Origin of the sequence: Salinicola salarius, assembly GCF_003206135.1 — a bacterium.
In the GTDB taxonomy this organism is placed as follows: domain Bacteria; phylum Pseudomonadota; class Gammaproteobacteria; order Pseudomonadales; family Halomonadaceae; genus Salinicola; species Salinicola salarius.
This window is the reverse complement of the sequence record NZ_PZJT01000005.1, coordinates 1-20,557: the sequence shown is the minus strand read 5'-3', so window position 1 is coordinate 20,557 and position 20,557 is coordinate 1. Positions and strand designations below refer to the sequence as shown.

Annotated in this window: 14 protein-coding genes; 1 reads left to right on the top strand and 13 read right to left on the bottom strand. The window is 60.9% G+C overall.

Annotation, left to right across the window (positions count from 1 at the left end; translation table 11 throughout):
• Positions 1–155: 155 nt before the first annotated feature.
• The 13 genes from DOM32_RS05450 to DOM32_RS05390 form a co-directional block, all read right to left on the bottom strand.
• Complete coding sequence (locus DOM32_RS05450; protein WP_208625313.1) at positions 156–2,966, bottom strand: TonB-dependent receptor; 2,811 nt, start codon at positions 2,964–2,966, stop codon at positions 156–158.
• Between the two features lie 145 nt (positions 2,967–3,111).
• A complete protein-coding gene (locus DOM32_RS05445) occupies positions 3,112–3,513 on the bottom strand; it encodes an ExbD/TolR family protein (RefSeq protein ID WP_110632008.1) in 402 nt (133 codons plus the stop codon).
• Between the two features lie 51 nt (positions 3,514–3,564).
• Positions 3,565–4,281: a MotA/TolQ/ExbB proton channel family protein gene (locus DOM32_RS05440; RefSeq protein WP_208625312.1), complete on the bottom strand. Its 717-nt coding sequence runs from the start codon at positions 4,279–4,281 to the stop codon at positions 3,565–3,567.
• Positions 4,282–4,322: 41 nt separating this feature from the next.
• Positions 4,323–4,586: an energy transducer TonB gene (locus DOM32_RS17710; protein ID WP_157957024.1), complete on the bottom strand. Its 264-nt coding sequence runs from the start codon at positions 4,584–4,586 to the stop codon at positions 4,323–4,325.
• Positions 4,587–5,768: 1,182 nt separating this feature from the next.
• Positions 5,769–7,586 carry an oligoendopeptidase F gene (gene pepF, locus DOM32_RS05430; protein ID WP_157957023.1) on the bottom strand — a complete coding sequence of 606 codons (1,818 nt, stop codon included), beginning with the start codon at positions 7,584–7,586 and terminating at the stop codon, positions 5,769–5,771.
• 135 nt (positions 7,587–7,721) lie between these two features.
• Positions 7,722–9,323, bottom strand: a complete 1,602-nt coding sequence (locus tag DOM32_RS05425) for an ABC transporter ATP-binding protein (protein WP_110631998.1) — start codon at positions 9,321–9,323, stop codon at positions 7,722–7,724.
• A gap of 11 nt (positions 9,324–9,334) precedes the next feature.
• Positions 9,335–10,294 carry an ABC transporter permease gene (locus DOM32_RS05420; protein WP_110631995.1) on the bottom strand — a complete coding sequence of 320 codons (960 nt, stop codon included), beginning with the start codon at positions 10,292–10,294 and terminating at the stop codon, positions 9,335–9,337.
• A gap of 77 nt (positions 10,295–10,371) precedes the next feature.
• Positions 10,372–11,298 carry an oligopeptide ABC transporter permease OppB gene (gene oppB, locus DOM32_RS05415; RefSeq protein WP_110631992.1) on the bottom strand — a complete coding sequence of 309 codons (927 nt, stop codon included), beginning with the start codon at positions 11,296–11,298 and terminating at the stop codon, positions 10,372–10,374.
• Between the two features lie 58 nt (positions 11,299–11,356).
• Positions 11,357–12,967 (bottom strand): peptide ABC transporter substrate-binding protein, encoded by a 1,611-nt coding sequence (locus DOM32_RS05410; protein ID WP_110631990.1) that lies wholly within the window; start codon positions 12,965–12,967, stop codon positions 11,357–11,359.
• A gap of 81 nt (positions 12,968–13,048) precedes the next feature.
• The gene (locus tag DOM32_RS05405) at positions 13,049–14,662 is read right to left on the bottom strand and encodes a peptide ABC transporter substrate-binding protein (RefSeq protein WP_110631988.1); all 1,614 of its coding nucleotides are present in this window, start codon (positions 14,660–14,662) and stop codon (positions 13,049–13,051) included.
• Between the two features lie 164 nt (positions 14,663–14,826).
• Positions 14,827–15,762 (bottom strand): C40 family peptidase, encoded by a 936-nt coding sequence (locus tag DOM32_RS05400; RefSeq protein WP_157957022.1) that lies wholly within the window; start codon positions 15,760–15,762, stop codon positions 14,827–14,829.
• Positions 15,763–15,792: 30 nt separating this feature from the next.
• Positions 15,793–17,391, bottom strand: a complete 1,599-nt coding sequence (locus DOM32_RS05395; RefSeq protein WP_110632388.1) for a peptide ABC transporter substrate-binding protein — start codon at positions 17,389–17,391, stop codon at positions 15,793–15,795.
• 238 nt (positions 17,392–17,629) lie between these two features.
• A complete protein-coding gene (locus DOM32_RS05390; RefSeq protein ID WP_110631984.1) occupies positions 17,630–19,228 on the bottom strand; it encodes a peptide ABC transporter substrate-binding protein in 1,599 nt (532 codons plus the stop codon).
• A gap of 261 nt (positions 19,229–19,489) precedes the next feature.
• Here DOM32_RS05390 and prfB point away from each other — a divergent pair.
• A protein-coding gene (prfB, locus tag DOM32_RS05385; RefSeq protein ID WP_110631982.1) for a peptide chain release factor 2 occupies positions 19,490–20,557 on the top strand; the annotation gives its coding sequence in 2 pieces (ribosomal slippage) (positions 19,490–19,564 and positions 19,566–20,557; 1,067 coding nt annotated over the 2 pieces). This gene is flagged as partial in the annotation.

Genomic DNA, 20,557 nt, shown 5'->3' with positions numbered 1-20,557 from the left:
TGTGCCGGCTATTGAAAGGATGGCGATGGCGCGTGCTGATGTCAGGGGTGAAAAGATGCGTCTGTGAGTCATAACTCCTAGGGCCTTTCTTTGAGCTGATAAAAAAGCCGCTGCCTCGGGCAGCGGCAATCGATCGATAAGGAACGCGTTGCCCGTCAGAAAGCGTAATTGAAGCGGGCGTAGACCGTGCGGCCCAGTGCATCGGCATAGCGGGCATCATAGCCGAGCTGACCAACTTCTGGCTGGTTGGAGAACGGCGGGTCGCGGTCGAACATGTTCCGTACGCCGACGGTAACTGTCGGGCCGGCCGTGAACGCGTACGAACCCAGTGCGTCCCAAGTCGTGTAGGAACCGACTTCACTGTGAGTAGAGGTGTCGTAGTCGTCATAGCCCGTCATGTAGTGATTGATGACACCGGCACCCCAGTGGCCCTTGTTCCAGTTGACAGAAAGTTTATGTTTCCAGCGGAAGACCGTGCCGTAACCGGCGCGGTAGTGCCCGACGCGACTGACGTAATCGCCATCTGGCGTTTCCTGGAAGTCATAGCGATCGACGTATGTGCCGGTGTAGCCCACGGTAAAGAAGCCGTAGCTTGTCGGCAGTCGATAGTTTGCCGACACGTCGACACCGTTGGTCTTGGTGGTACCAAGATTTTGATAGCGAACCGGAATGTAGTCGATTGACCCGTCATCGTTACGCACGATGTTGCCAGGCTCGTTGGCGATAACGTAATCGGAAGTCGGCAGGGCAACTTCGTTCTCGATCTCGACCCACCAGAAATCCAGACCCGCCGAGAAGCTCTGGAACGGCTGATAGACGAAGCCGAGTGTCCAGTTCTTGGCCTCTTCCGGTTTCAGGTCCTCGTTGCCTCCCTGCTCCTCCAGGAACTGAGTGTTACAGTCGCGGCTGGCAACGCCGCCGTTGGCAGGTGAGCCACCGGGGCAAAGTCTGGGATCATTGAGGCCGCCTGGCGAGAACGTCTGCGCTGCAGGATCGTAGAGCTCATACAGGGAAGGCGCGCGAAATCCTTCGCTATAGGCACCACGAACCAGCAGTTGCTGGAAGGGTTGCCAGCGGAAGGAAATCTTGGGGTTGGTGGTATCGCCCACATCGCTGTAATCGTCATAGCGCACTGCCGCCGTGACTTCGAGCCCGTCGATAATGGGTACGTTCAATTCACTGTAGATACCTTTGACATCACGACTCTCGTTGATCGAGGCATCCGGCGAGAGTCCGCCACTGGTCGCACGAGAGGCTACGTCGGGATCGGTCTCGAGCTTCAGTCGCTCGTGGCGGTAGTCGGCGCCGACGGCGATGGCCGAGGACCCGGCGCCAAACCAGTCGCCAATTTCACGACTGAGTTTACCGTCCCAGGCATAAACATCGTTCTGGGCGGTCCACACCAGCCCACTGGCCTCGGCATCCGCCAGGGCCTGTTGGCCGGCGGCGGTCAGCGGGTCGGTGGAGAAGGGATCGATCAGTCCGTTATTGAAAGCGTCTTGCAGATCATTATCATCGAGATAGCCGCTGCGATAGTTCAGGTCAGTATCACTGCGGTTCCAGGAAACGGCGCTATCGTAGTTGAAACCGGAAAAATCTCCGGTGAAATCTAGTACCAGACGCTGGGCGTCGATGGTGTTGTCGGTCACACGGGGGCCAGCGGGGATGCCGCGCCAACGTACGTCGATCGGTTGAGTTGGGTCGAGCGCGGGATCGTCCGGATAGAAGGGCGTCCCGGGCTGAATGACCGGACCACCAGAAGTCGGTGATGGCGCGCTCAGCGAGGTATTTTTATTTCGTGACCACAGGTAGGAGAGAGAGGCCGTATGGTTCTCCGCCAGCTTGGCCGCGGCTCGAGTGTAAAGCGACGTGTTCTCGGTCTTCTGCTGGATTTGCCCGTACCGACCGTAGTCATAGGTACAGGTGCCGCCACCCGTATCGACTAGCCCTTCACCGTCGCACCCCGAGCCTGCCAGCAGATTGCCCGCCACGTCTCCCTGATAGTAGTTTCCGGGATAGGCGTAGGAGGAGGTTCCATTGATACCACTGCCGGGATCATAGATCTGACGGATATTGTTGCGGTCGGTGTAATCAACGTCGTCCTGCTTGCGGTAGCGCATCGACCCCATAATATTAAAGCCGTCTGTCTCGAGATCGCCGTTGCCCCAGGTCGCGCTGATATCGCCGCTATCGCCACCGCCACTGTGGGTTGGCGAATCGTAGCCGAATTCGACGTTGCCACCGGTGAGATTCTTCTTGGTAATGAAGTTGATTACACCACCGATGGCATCGGTCCCGTAGATTGCCGAGGCGCCGTCACGCAACACCTCGACTCGCTCGATAGCACCGAATGGAATCGAGTTGAGGTCAACGGCGCTGCCGTCCAGCGAGTTGTTGGCCAGTCGGCGACCGTTCAGTAGCACCAGTGTCTTGTCTGTGCCGATACCGCGCAGGTTGGCAAAACTGGCTCCACCGGTAATGGCTGTGCCTGTGCCATAACCTGGCCCGTAGCTTGTGTCGTTGGCTGAAATTTGCGAGAGCAGCTGTGCGGTTGAAGTAATACCTTGCTGCCGCATCTCTTCAGCTTCGATGATCGTCACCGGGACCGCGGTCTCGGCATCGGTTCGGGCAATTGCCGAACCGGTCACTTCCATGCGACCGAGATCCTGCGTCGGCGCCGCTGCGGGTGCCGCGACGGCCGCAGCAGGGGCGGCAGCCGCAGCGGGTGCCGCTTCGGCTGGAGCCGGCTCGGCAATCTCGTCGGATGCACCGGCTGGCGGGGCGACGTAATCGTCGTCACTGCTCTGTGCCATGGCCAGTGGTGCCGCTGCCAGGATCAGGCAGGTCGACGCCAGTAGGGATGATTTACGCCACACACCGGGACGCAGGATCGAGCTTCGCCACTCGAATTTCGGGCAAAGCGGGTCCGTGGGATGCTTGGCATCCCAAATTTTTCTAGTTGTCATTACCTGATGTTCCTTGAATAGCAGTTGTTGGTATTCAGTAGTCAATAACTATTATTCGGATGTTCTAGCTTGTTGTTATGTGGTGGTGCCGTTTCTCCTTTTTGAATGAACTGGATCGTGAGGTGTAAGGTCTAATAACTCATGATCATTGCTGGGTCAGAACGGCCACTTTCTGAATGCCCGATCTCTCCAGTGCCGCCATCGCCTTGGCAACGATGCCGTATTCCACCCCCTCGTCCGCCTGAAGCTGTACGGCCTGATCGGGATTGTCATCATGTGCCTGGACGAGCGCCTGCTCTAGATCCTCGAAGCTGTACTCCTCCTTGCCGATGAAGTAAGCACCATCGGCATCCACGCTCACTACCATCGGCTCCTTGGTTTCAGGTGGGGCAACGGCCCCCGTCTTGGGCAAGTTGACGTGAACGGCATTGGTCATGAGCGGTGCGGTGACGATGAATACCACCAGCAGAACCAGCATCACATCGACCAACGGCGTGACGTTCATCTCGCTGAGAACTTCATCATCGTCGTGACTGGAAAAAGCCATGTCTCATTACCTTTTCATGTGCGGTTTGAGTGCAGTCTCGGTACGTCAAGCTCAACCCATTGCCGGTGAAGGCGACGGTACTTCGGGTGCGACAGGCCTGGGCGCGTGGCTTTGAAAGGCGTGCTGCTGGGCCAGGCTGTAGAAGTCGTGAGCGAAGTCATCCATCAGCGAAACGGTGAGTTTCAGGCGCCGCGTGAAGTAGTTGTAAACCAGTACCGCGGGAACTGCGGCGGCGATACCGACCCCTGTGGCAATCAGGGCATGACCGATAGGCCCGGCCACGGTATCCAGACCCGCCTCACCGGTTTCACCGATCGTCATCAACGCCTCCATGATCCCCCAAACCGTGCCGAATAGACCGATGAAAGGAGAGGTACTTCCGATACTGGCGAGGATCGCCAGGCCACCTTCGAGCGAGCGACGCTCGCGCTGAATCTGCTGTCTCAGACTGCGCTCGAGGCGGTCGGATCGATTGATCTTTTGCGCCAGAGCCTGATTCTTTGGCGCGATATCCCGCCCGGTGACTACCGCGAAGCCAGCACGGGCAATTGAAGCCATGGTACCCGGGCGCTTTTCACTAATGGATTCACCTTCCTCCATACTCTTGGCTTCCCAGAATACTTTCTGGAATCGCTTGTTCTCGATGCGATTCCTGGCGAACTGAAGACCCTTTATCAGAAGAATGGCCCAGGTCGCAATGGAGAAGACGATCAGCGTCCAGAGCACGCCGGGTACGATCATGGCGGTAATGCCGTTGGATTCCATCATGGTGTTTTTCCTTGCTGAAGGTGTTGCGTCATTGTTGTTCGTCAGTTGGGGAGCTGGAACGCGATGGTCTGCAGTGCCCAGCCTTTGATCGGGGTATCGCCACGTCTTGCCGGCTTGAACGTCCAGCCGCGAACCGTCTCGACGGCGGCTTCATCCAGTTCTCGATGTCCACTGGATTGAGTGACCTGTACCTGACCTGCCGTGCCATCGGGCATAACCAGTATCTTCAACTGCACATTGCCCTCGTAACCGCGGCGCAGTGCCAGCGAGGGGTAGCGTGGCGGCGGGTTGCCCAGGCTCTGCATGCCGGATACCGCGGGTGTGACCTCGTTGCTCGACGATGCGCTGGAGCTCTGTGTAGGCCGAGAGGTCTGAGCCTGTTTTTGTGTCGGCGCTGACTTCTGCGGGGCCGGTTTAGGCGCTGGCTCCGGCTGAGGCTCGGGTTCCGGCTGAGGTTCGGGCTCTGGCTCTGGCTCTGGCTCTGGCTCCGGCTGAGGCTCGGGTTCGGGCTCAGGTTCTGGCTGAGGCTCGGGTTCCGGCTCAGGGGCCACCTCTTCTTCGGCAGGCGTGACGGCGACGTCGTCCACGACCGGCGCTTCCTGCACGGGAGGTGGCGGTTCGACCGGAGGCGGGGGTTCCGGTGGAGGAGCGCTGGTCAACGAGACCGTGACTTCTGATGCCTGAGACGCCTGGTTGGGCAGCACTTCAGCGGCAATCATGGGTTGGCGATTCAACGACCACCATATCAACCCGTGAACTAACGCCGATATTGCTACCAGAACCCACATCTCCGGTCGGGATATCGAACGTTTGTTTTTCTGCGCAGCGTCCTGAATGGGAAGCGCGTTCTCGATCGCGGTCATATTATCTCGATTGTTCTGGTGACAGCTTGCTTGCGGCCCATTAATAGGTGCCGCATTCCCTTTTCTGGATTTGGAGCAATTTATGTGCCAGAAGCGGTGGGAGACATCAGTTTTTCAGGAAGTGGTCTAAATTCATGCGCCGAAATGATGGACAGAAAAATAGAATATTTTATACAAAACAAGAGGGCAGTATTCCGACCAAAATAAGCCCTTGTTTATATTGGTATATTTCATAGTACATTGAGCAAAAGAAAGCAATTTTGGGTGTGGTTGGAATGAGCGAAATGTCAGTCATTCGTTCGGAATTCGGATGTCATCGTTATCTTTTGTTTCTTTTTTTGAGTTGCTTATATCTATTGAGTGGTGCGCTTTGTGTTGCAGTTTATTTGCACTTTTTTTGTGCGATTTTTCTTCAATTGCACTTGCAAGGTACATGCGCTTTTTGAATGATAGGATAGAAATTTCGCATGAAAAATTGAATAATGGTCGCAGTGGTAAAGGTCGGTGTGCTCTGGAATACGTGATACCGAAAACAATAATGCCCTCCGGGAGGAGGACATTATTGTTTTCGGAAAAAAAGCGGTCTTTAGGATTTCTAGAACCCCACGACTAACGGCCTGATCGTCAGCCGGCCTGATCCAGAATTTCTTCGGCTTCGTCGATGAGATGATTCATGTTTTTATTCAAGTTGTCGTAGGGCGTCGGCGTGGCGAGATCCACGCCGGCTTTTTTCAACAGTTGATATCCACTCTGCGCGCCGCCCTGTGAAAGCACGTTGAGGTAGCGATCTCGCCATTTTTCTGGATTATTCTCGAGGCCATGCGCAAACATCTGCGCCGCGGTTATCGAAGTGGCGTATTGATAGACGTAAAAGTCGTAGTAGAAATGCGGAATGTAGGCCCACTCGGCGTAGTCCGTCTCGTCAATGGCGGTAATGCCCTGGTCGACGCCGTAGTACTTGCGCAGTATTTCGCCATACATCTGCGTCAGGCGATCACCGGATAGCTGTTCGCCATTCTCCGCCGCGCGATGAATGGCCAGCTCGAACTCTGCAAATTGCGCCTGGCGAAAGTAGGTCCCGCGAATCGCCTCGAGTGCCTGCCCGACGTAGAAGAGTTTCTCCTCTGGCGTCTTCGCCTTCCGGATCATACGATCGACCAGCAACTGTTCGTTGGTCGTCGAGGCGACCTCGGCAGTGAAGATCGAATAGTCCGACGTCGGGTAGGGCTGATTTTCCTCGGTCAGCATGCTGTGAATGCCGTGGCCCCATTCGTGGGCATAGGTCGAGACATCGCCGTAGGCGCCGTTGAAATTCATCAGCACGTAGGGGTGAACGTCGTAGGCCGAGTCGTTCATGTAGGCGCCGGAGCGTTTGCCCTGGCTCGGGTAGGCACTGGTCCAGGCCGAACCGGTGGCATGCGCGAGCAGCTTGGCGTAATGCGGACCCAACGGAGTCGTCGCTTCCCGGGTCAGCTGTCGCGCGTCGTCGAGATCGAAGGTCTTGTCGAGTTCCGCAAGGGGTGGATAGATATCGTAGTAGTGCAACTGATCGACGCCGAGAATGCGCTGACGCAGTTTGAGGTAGCGGTGCAGCGTGTCCAAGTGAGCGTTGGTCGACTCGATCAGTTGCCGATAGACCGCCGGAGGAATGTCGTCGCGGGAGACCGCGGCGGCCATCGCGCTGTCGTAGTGGCGCAGCCTCGACTCGGTGACGTGTTGCTGGACCTGAGCATTGAGCAGTGAGCCGAAGGTGGAAGTGAACTGTTGCCAGGCCGGCCAGTAAGCGTCGAACACTCGCTGGCGCACGTCGCGATCCTTGGATTCTCGCCAGTGGCTGTAACCGGCCGCGTCGAGCCGCACGCTCTTTCCTTCGATGGTAATGGTGGGCCAGTCGATATCGGAATTCGCCAGCAGCGAATAGGGCGTCTCATGGCTCATCACCGGGCCCAACGCGGCCAGCGCGGATTCGGTCTGTTTCGATAGCGTATGTGGCGCTTCGCGAATCACATCTTCCAGAAAGCGGCGATGATCCTTGAGCCCGGGACTCGACAGCCAACTCGACAGGGTATCGCGGTCCATCTGGATCAGCGTCGGACGCAGGTAACCGATAGCCGATTCGAAGCGCGCCATCAATTGCTCCGCTTGACCTTGGCGCTCCTGGGCCGGCCCGTCGCGTAGATCTTCGTCCGCCTGGAGAGAGGCATAGGTCTGAACGCGACTGGCGGATTTCTCGACCGAACGGATGGCGTCCAGTGCCGTGGCCAGCGCCTCCGGGCTTTCGGTCAGCGTCGTCTGAAAATCGTCGAGGCTTTCGATGCGCCGATCAACATCGTTCAGCGCCTGCTGCCAGTCGTCGAGTGAGGCGTAGAGATCGGTGAGATCCCATTCCCCCTTTTCGGCGGACGGCGGTTGTGACTGCGCCAACGCACCCGTGGATGCCACGACCGATGCGCCGGTCAGAAGTGTACCAAGGATCAATGATGTGACTGTCTTGTTAGGGATGAGTTTGCTGTAGAGCACGATGACCTCTTGAGTCGATTGTTGTTGATCGCTTTCTTCGCACGCTGGGCGGTAACCTCAGGCCGCGGCTTCGCTCTCCAGAAATGCCGCTTTCAGCAGCGCCTGGGTATAGGGTTCCCGGGGATTCGAGAATATCGCCTCCACCGAGCCGTGTTCGATGACGCGGCCCTCTTTCATCACCATCACGTCGTCGGAGAGTGCACGCACCACCGAGAGATCGTGGCTGATGAAGAGATAGGTCAGGCCGTGTTTCTTCTGCAGATCGCGAAGCAAGTCGATGACGCGGACCTGGACCGAGCGGTCGAGCGCCGAGGTCGGTTCGTCGAGCAGCAGCAGTTCCGGCTTGAGGATCAGCGCACGGGCGATGGCGATACGCTGGCGCTGGCCGCCGGAAAACTCGTGGGGGTAGCGGTTGCGCATGGCGGGGTCGAGGGCGACCTCTTCCAGCGCGGCGATGACTTCTGCCTCGCGCTGGCGGCGGTTCATTTCCGGATGATGCACCTTGAGACCTTCGCTGATGATGTCGCCCACCGTCATGCGCGGGGAGAGCGAACCGAAGGGGTCCTGGAACACGACCTGCAGACGCGAGCGCAGCGGACGCATGCCGGACTTGTCGAGTCCGGAGATGTCGGCCTCCTCGAAGCGAATGTCGCCTTCGGACTTCAGCAGCCGCAGCAGGGCGCGGCCGAGGGTCGACTTGCCGGAACCGGACTCGCCGACGATGCCCAGCGTCTCGCCGCGTCGAATCGACAGGTCGATGCCACGCACGGCCTCGAAGTACTCGCTCTTGCCGAACAGGCGCTTCTTGAGGGGGAAGCGCACCTTGATATCGCGCCCGCTCATCAGCACCGGTGCGTCTGCCGGGGCGGGCTCCTTGCGCCCGCGCGGAATGGCGTCCAGCAGCATGCGGGTGTAGTCGTGGCGGGGGTTGTCGAACACCTCGAGCGTGCGGCCGCTCTCGACCACTTCGCCATAGCGCATCACCGCGACGTGATCGGCAAAATGGCGAACGATGCTCAGGTCATGGGTGATGAACAGGATCGCCATGCCGTACTCGGCCTGCAGCGACTTGAGCAGCTCGAGGATCTGCGCCTGGACCGTGACATCGAGCGCCGTGGTCGGTTCGTCGGCGATCAGCAGCTTGGGTTCGCAGGCCAGCGCCATCGCAATCATCACGCGCTGACGCTGACCGCCGGAAAGTTCGTACGGATAGCTGTCGATGCGCCGCTCCGGCTCGGGGATGCCGACCTGGTTCAGCAGCTCCAGCACCCGCTGGCGATTGGCGTTGCCCGTCAGTTGCTTGTGCTTGACCAGCACCTCGCCGATCTGGCGACCGATACGGTGCAGCGGATTGAGCGAGGTCATCGGCTCCTGGAAGATCATCGAGATGTCATTGCCGCGGACACGGCGCATGCGCTTGGGCGTCACTTCGAGCAGGTCCTCGCCGTTGAAGCGGATGGCACCGGTGGTCTCGGCGAGCTCGGGCAGCAGGCGCATGGCGGCGGTGGAGGTCACCGACTTGCCGGAGCCGGATTCGCCGACCAGGGCCAGCGTCTCGCCCTCGGCAATGGTGAAGCTCACGTCCTTGACCGCGGTCACCGGGCCGGTGGGCAACCGGAACGTCACGCTGAGCTTGTCGATTTCGAGCAAAGAACTCATGAAACGGCTCCTTAGCGTGTGCGCGGGTCGAGGGCGTCTCTCAGCCCATCGCCCAGGAAGTTGAGACAGAACAGCGTCGCCGCGAGGAAGAACGACGGCACCAGCAGCATCCACGGCGCGCTTTCCATCATGTCCACGCCCTCTGAAATCAGCACGCCCCAGCTGGTCAGCGGCTCCTGCACGCCGAGTCCCAGAAACGACAGGAAGCTCTCGAGCAGGATCACCTTGGGTACGGTCAGGGTGACGTAGATGATCACCGGTCCGATGGCGTTGGGTATCAGGTGGCGGGTGACGATCTTGGTGTCGCGCACGCCGAGCGCATGGGCCGCCTCGATGAACTCGCGGCGTTTCAGCGCCAGGGTCTGGCCGCGCACGATACGTGCCATATCGAGCCACTCCACCGCGCCGATGGCGGCGTAGATCAGGAAGATGTTGCGGCCGAACACCACCATCAGCAGGATCACCAGGAACATGAACGGCAGCGAATACATGATGTCGACGAAGCGCATCATGTAGTTGTCGACGCGACCGCCCAGATACCCCGAGATGGCGCCGTAGAGAACGCCGATCACCAGGCTGACGAAAGAAGCGACCAGCGCCACCGACAGTGACACGCGCCCGCCATAAAGCACGCGGGTGAGCAGGTCGCGGCCGTTGGCATCGGTGCCGAGATAGTGCGCGCCTTCCAGCGTCGGACCGGTGCCGAAGGCGTTCCAGTCGACTTCGGCAAGCCCCCACGGCAGCAGCCACGGGCCGACGATGCAGACCACGATGATCGCGATCAGCAGGCCCAGGCTGGCCATGGCAGCGCGGTTCTGACTGAGACGACGCCAGGCGTCGCGAGCCAGGCTTTCACCCACCGGTGCCGCGCCAGCTTTGGGGTCTGGGGATCGGGGCGGATTGGGGCCGCCGGCGGGTAGCGGGGCGCCATCCGGCTGTTCGCCGCTATAGGGCTTGGATTCGGATGTCATCAGCGGCCTCCCTGTTCTTGGTCATGATCGTCATTGTCATGCTCGGATCGTCGTCACGGTCGAGTCGTTGTAGTGAATCAGTCGTCATAGCGGATCTGGGGATCGAGTGCCGAATAGAGCAGGTCGACGATCAGGTTCATCAGCACGATCAAAACGCCGTAGAAGACCACGGTACCCATCACCAGGGTGTAGTCGCGGTTGAGCGCGCCCTGCACGAAGTAGCGGCCGATGCCGGGAATGCCGAAGATCTGCTCGATGACCACGGAACCGGTGATGATCCCGGCGATGGCCGGGCCGAGGTAGGACATCACCGGCAGCAGCGCGGGCCGAATGGCATGGCGCCAGATCACCTCGCCCTCGTTGAGACCTTTGGCCCGGGCGGTGCGGATGAAGTGGCTACCCAGGACTTCGATCATGCTGGCGCGCATCATCCGCGCGATGTAGGCGATCTGCTGGATCGACAGCGCCACGACCGGGAGCACCAGATTGGGCAGGGCGCCGCCGTTCCAGCCGCCCGCCGGCAGCCACCCCAGCAGCACCCCGAACACCAGCGCGAAGATCGGCGCGATCACGAAGTTGGGAACCGCGATACCGGTCAGCGCCGTGCCCATGACCAGATAGTCGATCGTCGAGTTGCGCTTCAGCGCCGCCGCGATGCCCAGCGGCAGTCCGACGATCAGCGCCAGCAGTATCGCCAGCCCCCCGATTTCCAGACTGACCGGGAAGCCCTGCATGATCAGCTCGGTGACCGAGAAGTCCTTGTACTTGAACGACGGTCCGAAATCGCCCTGGAGCAGATTGCCCATGTAGCGCAGGTACTGCATCGGCAACGGCTCGTCGAGATGATAGGCCGCCATCAGATTGGCCTCGATCTCCGGCGGCAGCTGGCGTTCGCCGTCGAACGGGCCGCCCGGTGCCACCCGCATCAGGAAGAACGAAATCGTGATCACGATCAGCAGGGTGGGGATAGCCTGCAGCAGGCGCTTGAGGGTGTAGATCAGCATGTGTTGCGGCCTCTTCTCGGCTTGGCTGCGGTCATGAATAACTCTCTAGTCGGCATCGTCATTCGGCATCTTTGAAGTACATCCAGCGGCTCAGATGATCGTCCATCGGGCTCTCCTCCCAGCCGGAAAGCGACGGCGAGACCAGTGCCGGTCGAATGTAAAAATAGAGCGGCAACATGGCGTAGTCGTCCAGCAGAATGCCTTCCGCGTCGGCCATGAGCTGCGCGCGCTTGTCCAGATCCAGCTCGTTCGAGGCGCGCTCCATCATGGCGTCGTAGTCGGCGTTGCTATAGCCGGAGTGATTGTTGGGTACGCCGGTGCGGAACAGATCCAGGAAGTTGCTGGCGTCGTTGTAGTCGGCGTTCCACGGCGCCATGCCGATCTGGAAGTCGCCCTGGCGCAATTTCGAGTAATAGACGGCGGCGTCGCTGTTGGTGAGCGTGACCTCGACCCCGAGCGGTTTCCACATCGCGGCCATGGCAACCGGGATGCGCTTGGTGTCCTGGTTGGTGATGTAGTCGATCGTCAGATGCAGGGGGTGATCTGGGCTGTAGCCGGCGTCCTGCATGAGCGCTTTCGCTTCGGCAAGCCGCTCATCCGTCGGTTCCTGGGCAAAGTCGAACTCGGGGCCGTCATAATTGCTGATTGCGGTGGGCACCAGGCTGTAGGCGAGGGGCTGATTGAGTCGGGTAATTTTCGTCGTGATGATGTCACGCCGAACGGCAAGGTTGAGCGCCTCGCGGATACGGAGATCATCAAGAACGCTGCCCGGCCGCTGATTGAAAGCGAAATAGAACGTCGCCAGCGTCGGTGTTTCATGCAGCGCGTCGGGCAGGTTCTCGCGTGCCCACTCGATGCGATCGGTCGGCACACTGCTGGTCATGTCGACTTCGCCGGCGCGAAAGCGATTGAGGGCGGCTCGACCGTCGTCGATGGGCAGAAACCGGACCTCGTCGAGCGCGACATTGGCGGCGTCGTGGAAGTCGGGGTTCTTCACCGCTGCGATGTGGTCGTGGGAGATCCATTCGGTCAGCTCGAAGGCGCCGTTTGAAATCATGTGACCGGGCTTGGTCCAGTCGCTGCCGTACTGCTCGATGGCGGTGCGTGGAACCGGGTAAGTCGATGCGTGGCTTAGCATCTCCAGGAAATAGCCCGTGGGGCGGGCCAGCGTTACGCTCAGCGTGTGGTCGTCGCTGGCCTCGACGCCCAGCGCGTCGGCCGGCTGTTCGCCCTGGTTATAGGCGCGGGCGTTGAGAATCGGATACAGCATGTAGGCATAGGGGGCGGCGCGTTCCGGACTCAGGATTCGACGCCAGGCATAGACGAAATCGTCGGCGGTCAGCGGCGTTCCGTCCGACCATTTTGCATCGCCACGCAGGTGAAAGGTGTAGTGCAGTCCGTCGTCGGAGATGTGCCAGGACTCGGCGACGCCCGGGATCGAGCTGCCACCAGCGTCTCGTGTGAGCAATCCCTCGAACAGATCCGAGATGATGGCCGACTCCCAGGTCCCGGTCATCAACTGCGGATCCAGTGACGAGGGTTCTGCCCCATTGGCGCGGCGCAGGATCTGCTTGCCCCCTTCGATATCGGCTACTGCCATCGGCGGCGTCAGTGTGAGAATCGCGCAGCCCGCAATAACGAGCAGTTTTCTGACTGTTGTTTTCGTCATGCCTGATTCCGCCCTCGCTCCAGCGGTGTCTTTTGTTGTTGTCGTGAGTGCATCCTCTGCCGGCGCAGCTCGGGATGGGACTCAGTTTCCCTGCGGCAGCGAAAGCCAGCGCGACAGATGCCGATTGAGGGCGTTGTCTTCCCAGCCTTCCAGCTTGGGGTTGACCAGGTTGCGCGAGACGTCGACGTAGATCGGTGCCACCGCATAGTCTGAAAGCGCCTGTCGCTCGGCCTGCTGCAGCAGTTGCTGGCGGGCGGCCATGTCGGTCTCGCGACTGGCCTTGGCCATCAGCTCGTCGAACGCCTGACTGCGATAGCCGCCGTAATTCTTGGGCGAGTCGCTCTGCAGGATGCCGAGGAAGTTGCTGGCGTCGTCGAAGTCCGCGACCCAACTGCCACGCCCGACATCGAAGTTGCCGTTGGCTAGCTCGGCGTAGTGAACCGCGCCCTCGGCGTTGACCAGTTGCGTCTCGACGCCGAGCGGCTTCCACATCGCGGCCAGCGCCACGGCGATGCGCTTGTTGGCCTCGGTGGTGGAGTAGCGCAGCGTCAGCTCGAGTGGATGATCGGGGCCGTAGCCGGCGTCCGCGAGCAGGCCCTTGGCCTCGGCAACCCGCTCCTCCATCGTCCGATCCAGGCCGGGCATGGTCTGGGCCTCAAAATGACTGACCCCTTCCGGCACGAAGCCGCTGGCCGGGGAGACCACGCCGCCCATGATCTTGTCGGCGATGACGTCGCGGCGGATCGCCAGGTTGAGCGCTTCCCGCACCCGCTTGTCGGCGGTGGGGTGGCCATCGCGCTGGTTGAGCGCGAAGTAGTAGTTGGCCAGCTGCGGCGCGAGATGAACGGCGTCGGGCAGATTCTCCTGCAGCCACTGGTAACGATCCGGCGAGAAGTCTCGGACGATATCCAGACCGCCGGCGCGGAAGCGTTGCAGACCGGCGCTGCGATCCTCGACCGGGTAGTAGTCGACGCCATCCAGCGCGACATCGTCGGCGGCGTGGAACTCGACGTTCTTGCGCGCCGCGATATGATCGTGGGAGACCCAACTGGTCGGCGTGAAGGCGCCGTTGGTCGCGATATGGCCCATCTGCGTCCAGTCGTTGCCGAATTGCTCGATCAGATGTGACGGCACCGGAGACGCGGCGATATGGGCCAGCAGCGTCGGGAAGTAGGGCGTCGGCTGGTCGAGCGTGATCTTCAAGGTCTTGGCGTCGACGGCTTCGACGCCGAGTTCGGGGGCATCCTTCTCGCCCTTGGTATGCGCCTCGGCGCCGCGAATCGGATAGAACAGACTGGCATAGACGGCGCCATTGGCCGGATCGAACAGGCGCTGGAAGGCGAGCACGAAATCCTCGGCGACCACGGGTTCGCCATCCGACCAGTTGGCATCGTCGCGCAGCTTGAAGGTATAGACCTTGCCGTCGTCGCTGAGGTCCCAGCCGCTGGCGCCGCCGGGGATGTACTCGCCGGCCGGGTCCAGCGTGACCAGGCCTTCGAACAGATCTCCCAGGACGTCGTTCTCCCAGGTGCTGCCGCCGATCCGGGCGGTGTCCAGCGAGGCGGGCTCGCCTTGAATACCGATGCTCAGCGTGGCGGCCTGAACGGCGCCGGCCAGCAGGCTCAGCCCCAGCAGCAGGGGGAGGCCGAATCTGCCGGGCCGCCGATGGGATCCATGTTTGAGCGGTTGACGCATGATCGAGTCCATCCGTTATCAGACGATTGTTGTTACTGGCCTAGTTGCCGGGACTCTCGTCGGGCTTGTTGCCGGAAACGGGAATCCCGTCTCGATCGTATTCCATTCGTTGCCAATAGCGGCGCTTTTCTGCATTGCTGCCTTAATCTTGCCGGCGGTTCGACTCAGGACGCTTCCGGCGTGGACAGGTAGCGGCGCACCGCGCAGAGCTGTTCGGCATAGCGGCTGCCACGGAGTCGGCGGCATTCGACACGCGCGTTGTTGGTCGGCGAGTGCAGCATGCGGTCGTCGCCGAGATAGAGCGCGACGTGATCGACCACTAATCGGCCTTCGTCATCGGGCTTTTCGAAGAACAGCAGGTCGCCGGGTCGGCGCTCGCCACTCTCGACCGACTGCCCCGTCTCGATCTGATCGGAGGCGTCGCGGGGCAGCGCGATGCCGATGGCGGCGAACAGGCTGTGCACCAGCCCCGAGCAGTCGTAGCCGAAGCTCGAGTTGCCGGCCCACAGGTAGCGCAGGCCATCGAAACGTCTGCCGAGCCTTTCCAGCGTGGCGGCGGTTGCCGGGAAGCGTTCATCCGGCAGATGAACACAATTCCGTGGCAGCCAGCCCCGCCCCAGCGCACTCTCGACCCAGACGCGGTTGGCGTCTTTGGCGACCGGGTTAGCCAGTCTCAGCCGGGTCAGGAAGCTTAGCTTGAGCGCATGGTCCCCAGGCAGACCCTGCAGCCAGGCAATCGGTGAGATTACCGTTACCGCTTCGGCGCTCGCTGTACAGCCATCGTTCTCGGCGAGTTGCGCCTTCGGAACCCAGCCCGGATAACCGCGAGGATCGAGCGACGAGGGCTGGCTCGGGACTATCACTCGACACCAGTCGTTGCCCTGGCTGTCCCGATGGCGTTCGAGTATCTCGACTGGCGTATCCAGCAGCACCTGGGTGGCGAGCCGTTTCTCCTTGCACAGCGCGAGGCGGGTGTCGTCATCCAGCGCGGCCAGCCAGTGTTCCAGCAGAGCCGGGTTGCCCAGCGCCGGGGCATCGATGGCCCGCGGCGCTTCGGGAGAAGTCCATAAACCGGCGACGGTAACGCCTATACAGCTCACCTCGGCGTCTCCTGGCAGCGACTCAAGCCGTTACTCCGTGAAGTGGACCCAGCGCGACGGATGGTCGTCCTCGACGTTGTCTGCCCAGCCTTCCAGCTTGGGATTCACCAGGTTGCGCGTGACGTAGGTCAGCATGGGAATGAACGCATAGTCGTCCAGCGCCACGTTCTCGGCCTTCTCGAGAATGTCTTCCCGGGCGTCGAGATCCTGGGTCTGCGCCGCCTGATCCATCAGCTTGTCGTACTCGGGATTGGAGTAGGCGCCGTAGTTGTTGCCGACGCCGGTATGCAGCAGGGTGAGGAAGTTTTCGGCGTCGTTGTAATCGGCGATCCAGCCGGCCCGGGCGACATCGAAATCACCTTGCTGGATGGTCTGGTAATGGACGGTCGCTTCGGAATTGATCATCTGCACGTTGATGCCCAGCGGCTTCCACATCGCGGCCACGGCGATGGCGATCTTCTTGTGCTCGTCGCTGGTGTTGTAGCGCAGGCGCAGTTCGAGCGGATGATCCGGACCGTAGCCGGCTTCCTTCAGCAGCGCCTTGGCGCGGGCCATGCGATCGTTCATGTCGTCGCTGCCGAGGTCCATCTGCTGGGCGTCGTAGTGGCTGGTGCCGGGCGGAACCATGGCGGTGGAAGCCTTGAAGCTGCCGGCCATGATCTGCTCGGAGAGCACGTTGCGACGAATGGCCAGGTTGAGCGCTTCACGCACGCGCTTGTCGGCGGTGGGGTTGCCGTCGCGATTGTTGAGCACGTAGTAGTAGGAGCCGAGCATCGGGCTCATGTGGGTGGCATCGGGCAGATTGTCCTTCAGCCACTGATAGCGGCTGGAGGGATAGTCGGACAGTACATCGAGTTCGCCGGCGCGGAAACGGGAAATACCCGCGTTGCGGTCCTCGACGGTGTAGTAGTTGACGCCATCCAGCGAGACCTCGTCGGCATCGTAGTAGGCCGGGTTCTTCTCGACGCTGATGCGCGACTGCGAGACCCAGTCCACCGGCTTGAACGCTCCGTTGGAGGCGATATGGTCGAGCTTGACCCAATCCTTGCCGTACTCGTCGACCAGATGCTTGGGCACCGGATAAGAGGTGTAGTGGGTCAGCAACTGCAGGAAGTAGGGCGTCGGATGGTTGAGCGTGACCTTGAGCGTCTTGCCGCCGTCCAGCGATTCGGCGCCGAGGGTGTCGGCTTTCTTGTCGCCGGTATTGATCGCCTCGGCATTGACGATCGGATAGAGCATGTAGGCGTACTTGGAAGCGTTCTCCGGTGCCAGCAGATGCTGCCAGCCGAACACGAAATCTTCGGCGGTGACCGGCTCGCCGTCGGACCACTTTGCTCCCTCCCGCATGTGGAAGGTATAGGTCTTGCCGTCGTCGGAGACTTCCCACTCGGTGGCCATGCCCGGCAGCAGCTCGCCGTCCGGTGATTGCTTGACCAGACCCTCGTAGACGTCCATCAGCACCTGGGACTCCCATACCCCACCGGAAACCTGCGAGGTATCGAACGAGGCGAGCTCGCCCTGAACGCCGATGTTGAGCGTCTCTGCCAGTGCCGGGGAGGCTGCCAGGGAGGTGGCCAGCGCCAATGCGCTGAGCGGAAACAGTGCGCGGGGAAGATGCAGTTTGGACATCTGTTGAAACTCCGACTTGTTGTTGTGGCACATTCGCCAGGGGCTCGGGCCGAATGCGTTCCTGAACTATCGACTGGCGAGGACGCCCGCGAAATGGATGCGATACCTTCGCGTGAAGCTCATGCATCGTCTAATTCAAATGCTCGATAGTCCGTTTCATTTCATGCATATGGCCGAGCGAAGGCGGCAACGACGCCGCCTTCGTTGTGATTCTAGTCACAGATAGACGTTAGTCGAATCACTCTGGGCGTTCATCCCGTGACTCTGGAAGCTGCACCCAGCGCGATGCGTGCATATCCAGCGCGTTGTCGTTCCACCCATCGACGTCAGGGTTGACCAGATTGCGCGAGCTGTAGGTATAGATCGGTGTCAGGGGATAGTCGGCCAGCGCCAGGGCTTCGGCCTGCTGCATCAGCTGCGCGCGCTTCGCCGGATCCTGCTCGGCATCCGACTGGCTGATCAGGCCGTTGTAGTCCTCGTCCTGGTAGCCGCCATAGTTGTTGGTCTCTGCCGAGAGCAACTGCAGGAAATTCTGAGCGTCGTCGTAGCTCGAGATCCACGCGGCACGGGCGACCTGGAAATCGCCTTCCATCAGGTCGGCGTAATGCACGTTGGCTTCGGTATTTCTGAGTTCGACGTCGACCCCCAGCGGCTTCCACATGGCGGCGACCGCCACGGCAATCTGGCGGTGCTCGTCGCCGCTGTTGAAGCGCAGCGTCAGCTCGAGCGGCTTGTCCGGGCCGTAGCCGGCTTCCTGCATCAGCGACTTGGCACGAGCCAGACGGCTGTCCATGTCGTCATCGAGCCCCGGCTGGGACTGGGCCTCGTAGTCGCTGGTGCCCGGGGGCACGAGAGAGGTGGCCGGCTCGACGCCGCCCTTCAGCAGTTGCTTGGCGATCACGTCGCGACGAATCGCCAGGCTCAGCGCTTCGCGCACGCGCTTGTCCGCTACCGGCGAGCCGTCACGCAGGTTGAACACGTAGTAGTAGGTGCCCAATGACGGAAACAGGTGCGTGGCGTCCGGCAGATTCTCGGAGAGGCGCGGATACTGCGCCGCGGGGTAGTCGCGCAGGATGTCGAGCTCGCCGGCTCGGAAGCGCTGGATGCCGGCGTTCTTGTCCTCCAGCGGATAGTAGTCGACGCCGTCCAGACTGACGTTGTCGGCATCATGGAAGTTCGGGTTCTTGACCGTTTCCAGCTCGGTATTGGAGACCCACTTCACCGGCTTGAACGCGCCATTCACCGCAATGTGGGACGGATCGCTCCAGTCGTCGGCGAATTCGTCCACGACATGCTTCGGAATCGGATAGGCAAACGGCAGTACCAGCGTCTTGAGGAAATAGACGGTGGGCGCGTTCAACGTGATCCTGAGCGTCTTGCCGTCGTCCAGGGATTCGACGCCCAGCGACTCGAGCGGCTTTTCGCCGGCATTGATCGCCTGGGCGTTGACCACCGGGTAAAGCCGATGCGCGTAGTTGGAGGCAGTCTTGGGATCGACCTGATGGCGATAGGCGTAGACGAAGTCATCGGCGGTCAGCGGCTCGCCGTCGGACCATTCGAGACCATCACGCAGATGAAAGGTGTAGGTCTTGCCGTCGTCGGAGATCTCCCAGCTTTCGGCAGCGCCGGGGATGATCTGGCCGTCGGCATCGATGGCGATCGGGCCTTCGAAGATGTCCCGCAGGACGTCCTCTTCCCACACGCCGCCGGTGATCTTGGCCGGACTGAGCGAGGCGGGATCGCCGGAAATGCCTACCTGCAGCGTCGCGGCCTGGAGCGGCAGGGCAGTGAGTGTGGCAGCGAAACCGATGGCGGCAGCAAGGCGAGTCGGTGACATGGAAATGCTATCCCTGAAATGAGGGTCAAGACCGAGTGATCGATGACCGAATGGTTATTGGTAGATGGCTCATGATTTTCCAACCTTAGCGCATCGAGCCCGGCCGTACAGCGCTTTGCGCTTGCCCGCGTCTGACGGGATGACGCTATGCCGGCAGTTGGCTACAATGAGCGCCCTTTTGGGGCGTTCTCTCGATTCGTTTTTCCGGTTCAGCATTCGTCGAGCCGAGGGAGCGCCCGCGGCTACGTTGGCAGGAATCCCATGCAAGAGATCAACCCGATCAACAACCTCATCAAGGACCTGTCCGAACGGACAGACGTCCTGAGGGGGTATCTTTGACTATGCCGAGAAGAAAGACCGGCTAGAAGAAGTCTCCCGCGAGCTGGAAAACCCGGACGTCTGGAACGATCCCGACTATGCCCAGAAGCTGGGCAAGGAGCGGGCGTCGCTGGAAGCCGTGGTCGAGACCATCGATACTCTCGATGCGGGCCTCACCGACAATCGCGAGCTGCTCGAGCTGGCGGTGATGGAAGAGGACGACGCGACCATCGACGAGGTGCGCAAGGAGCTTGCGTATCTCGAAGGCCAGCTCGACAAGCTGGAATTCCGGCGCATGTTCTCCGGCGAGATGGACGAGAACAACGCCTATCTCGACATCCAGGCCGGCTCCGGCGGCACCGAAGCCCAGGACTGGGCCAACATGCTGCTGCGCATGTACCTGCGCTGGGCCGAGCATCATGGCTTCAAGGCCGAGCTGACCGAAGTCTCCGCGGGCGAAGTGGCCGGGATCAAGTCCGCCACCATTCACGTGCAGGGCGAATACGCCTTCGGCTGGCTGCGTACCGAGACCGGCGTTCACCGTCTGGTGCGCAAGAGCCCGTTCGATTCCGGCGGGCGTCGGCACACCTCGTTCGCGTCCGTGTTCCTTTCCCCCGAGGTGGACGACAGTTTCGAGGTCGAGATCAATCCGGCCGATCTGCGAACCGACACCTACCGCTCCAGCGGTGCCGGCGGTCAGCACGTCAATACCACCGATTCGGCGGTGCGTATCACCCACGAGCCGACGGGGATCGTGGTGGCCTGCCAGAGCCAGCGCAGCCAGCACGCCAACCGCGACTTCGCCATGAAGCAGTTGAAGGCGAAGCTGTGGGAGCACGAGATGCAGAAGCGCAACGCTGCCAAGCAGCAGGCCGAAGAGAGCAAGGCCGACATCGGCTGGGGCAGCCAGATTCGCTCCTACGTCCTCGACGACCAGCGGATCAAGGACTTGCGTACCGGCGTGCAGAGCAGCAACTGCGACAAGGTGCTCGACGGCGATCTGGATCAGTT

Bases quoted from the DNA above. Each gene is read 5' to 3' on its own strand.
- DOM32_RS05420 (WP_110631995.1), bottom strand. From the start codon at position 10,294: ATGACATCCGAATCCAAGCCCTATAGCGGCGAACAGCCGGATGGCGCC.
- DOM32_RS05450 (WP_208625313.1), bottom strand. From the start codon at position 2,966: ATGACAACTAGAAAAATTTGGGATGCCAAGCATCCCACGGACCCGCTT.
- DOM32_RS17710 (WP_157957024.1), bottom strand. From the start codon at position 4,586: ATGCAGAGCCTGGGCAACCCGCCGCCACGCTACCCCTCGCTGGCACTG.
- DOM32_RS05445 (WP_110632008.1), bottom strand. From the start codon at position 3,513: ATGGCTTTTTCCAGTCACGACGATGATGAAGTTCTCAGCGAGATGAAC.
- DOM32_RS05410 (WP_110631990.1), bottom strand. From the start codon at position 12,967: ATGACGAAAACAACAGTCAGAAAACTGCTCGTTATTGCGGGCTGCGCG.
- DOM32_RS05405 (WP_110631988.1), bottom strand. From the start codon at position 14,662: ATGCGTCAACCGCTCAAACATGGATCCCATCGGCGGCCCGGCAGATTC.
- DOM32_RS05440 (WP_208625312.1), bottom strand. From the start codon at position 4,281: ATGATGGAATCCAACGGCATTACCGCCATGATCGTACCCGGCGTGCTC.
- DOM32_RS05425 (WP_110631998.1), bottom strand. From the start codon at position 9,323: ATGAGTTCTTTGCTCGAAATCGACAAGCTCAGCGTGACGTTCCGGTTG.
- DOM32_RS05395 (WP_110632388.1), bottom strand. From the start codon at position 17,391: ATGTCCAAACTGCATCTTCCCCGCGCACTGTTTCCGCTCAGCGCATTG.
- DOM32_RS05390 (WP_110631984.1), bottom strand. From the start codon at position 19,228: ATGTCACCGACTCGCCTTGCTGCCGCCATCGGTTTCGCTGCCACACTC.
- oppB (WP_110631992.1), bottom strand. From the start codon at position 11,298: ATGCTGATCTACACCCTCAAGCGCCTGCTGCAGGCTATCCCCACCCTG.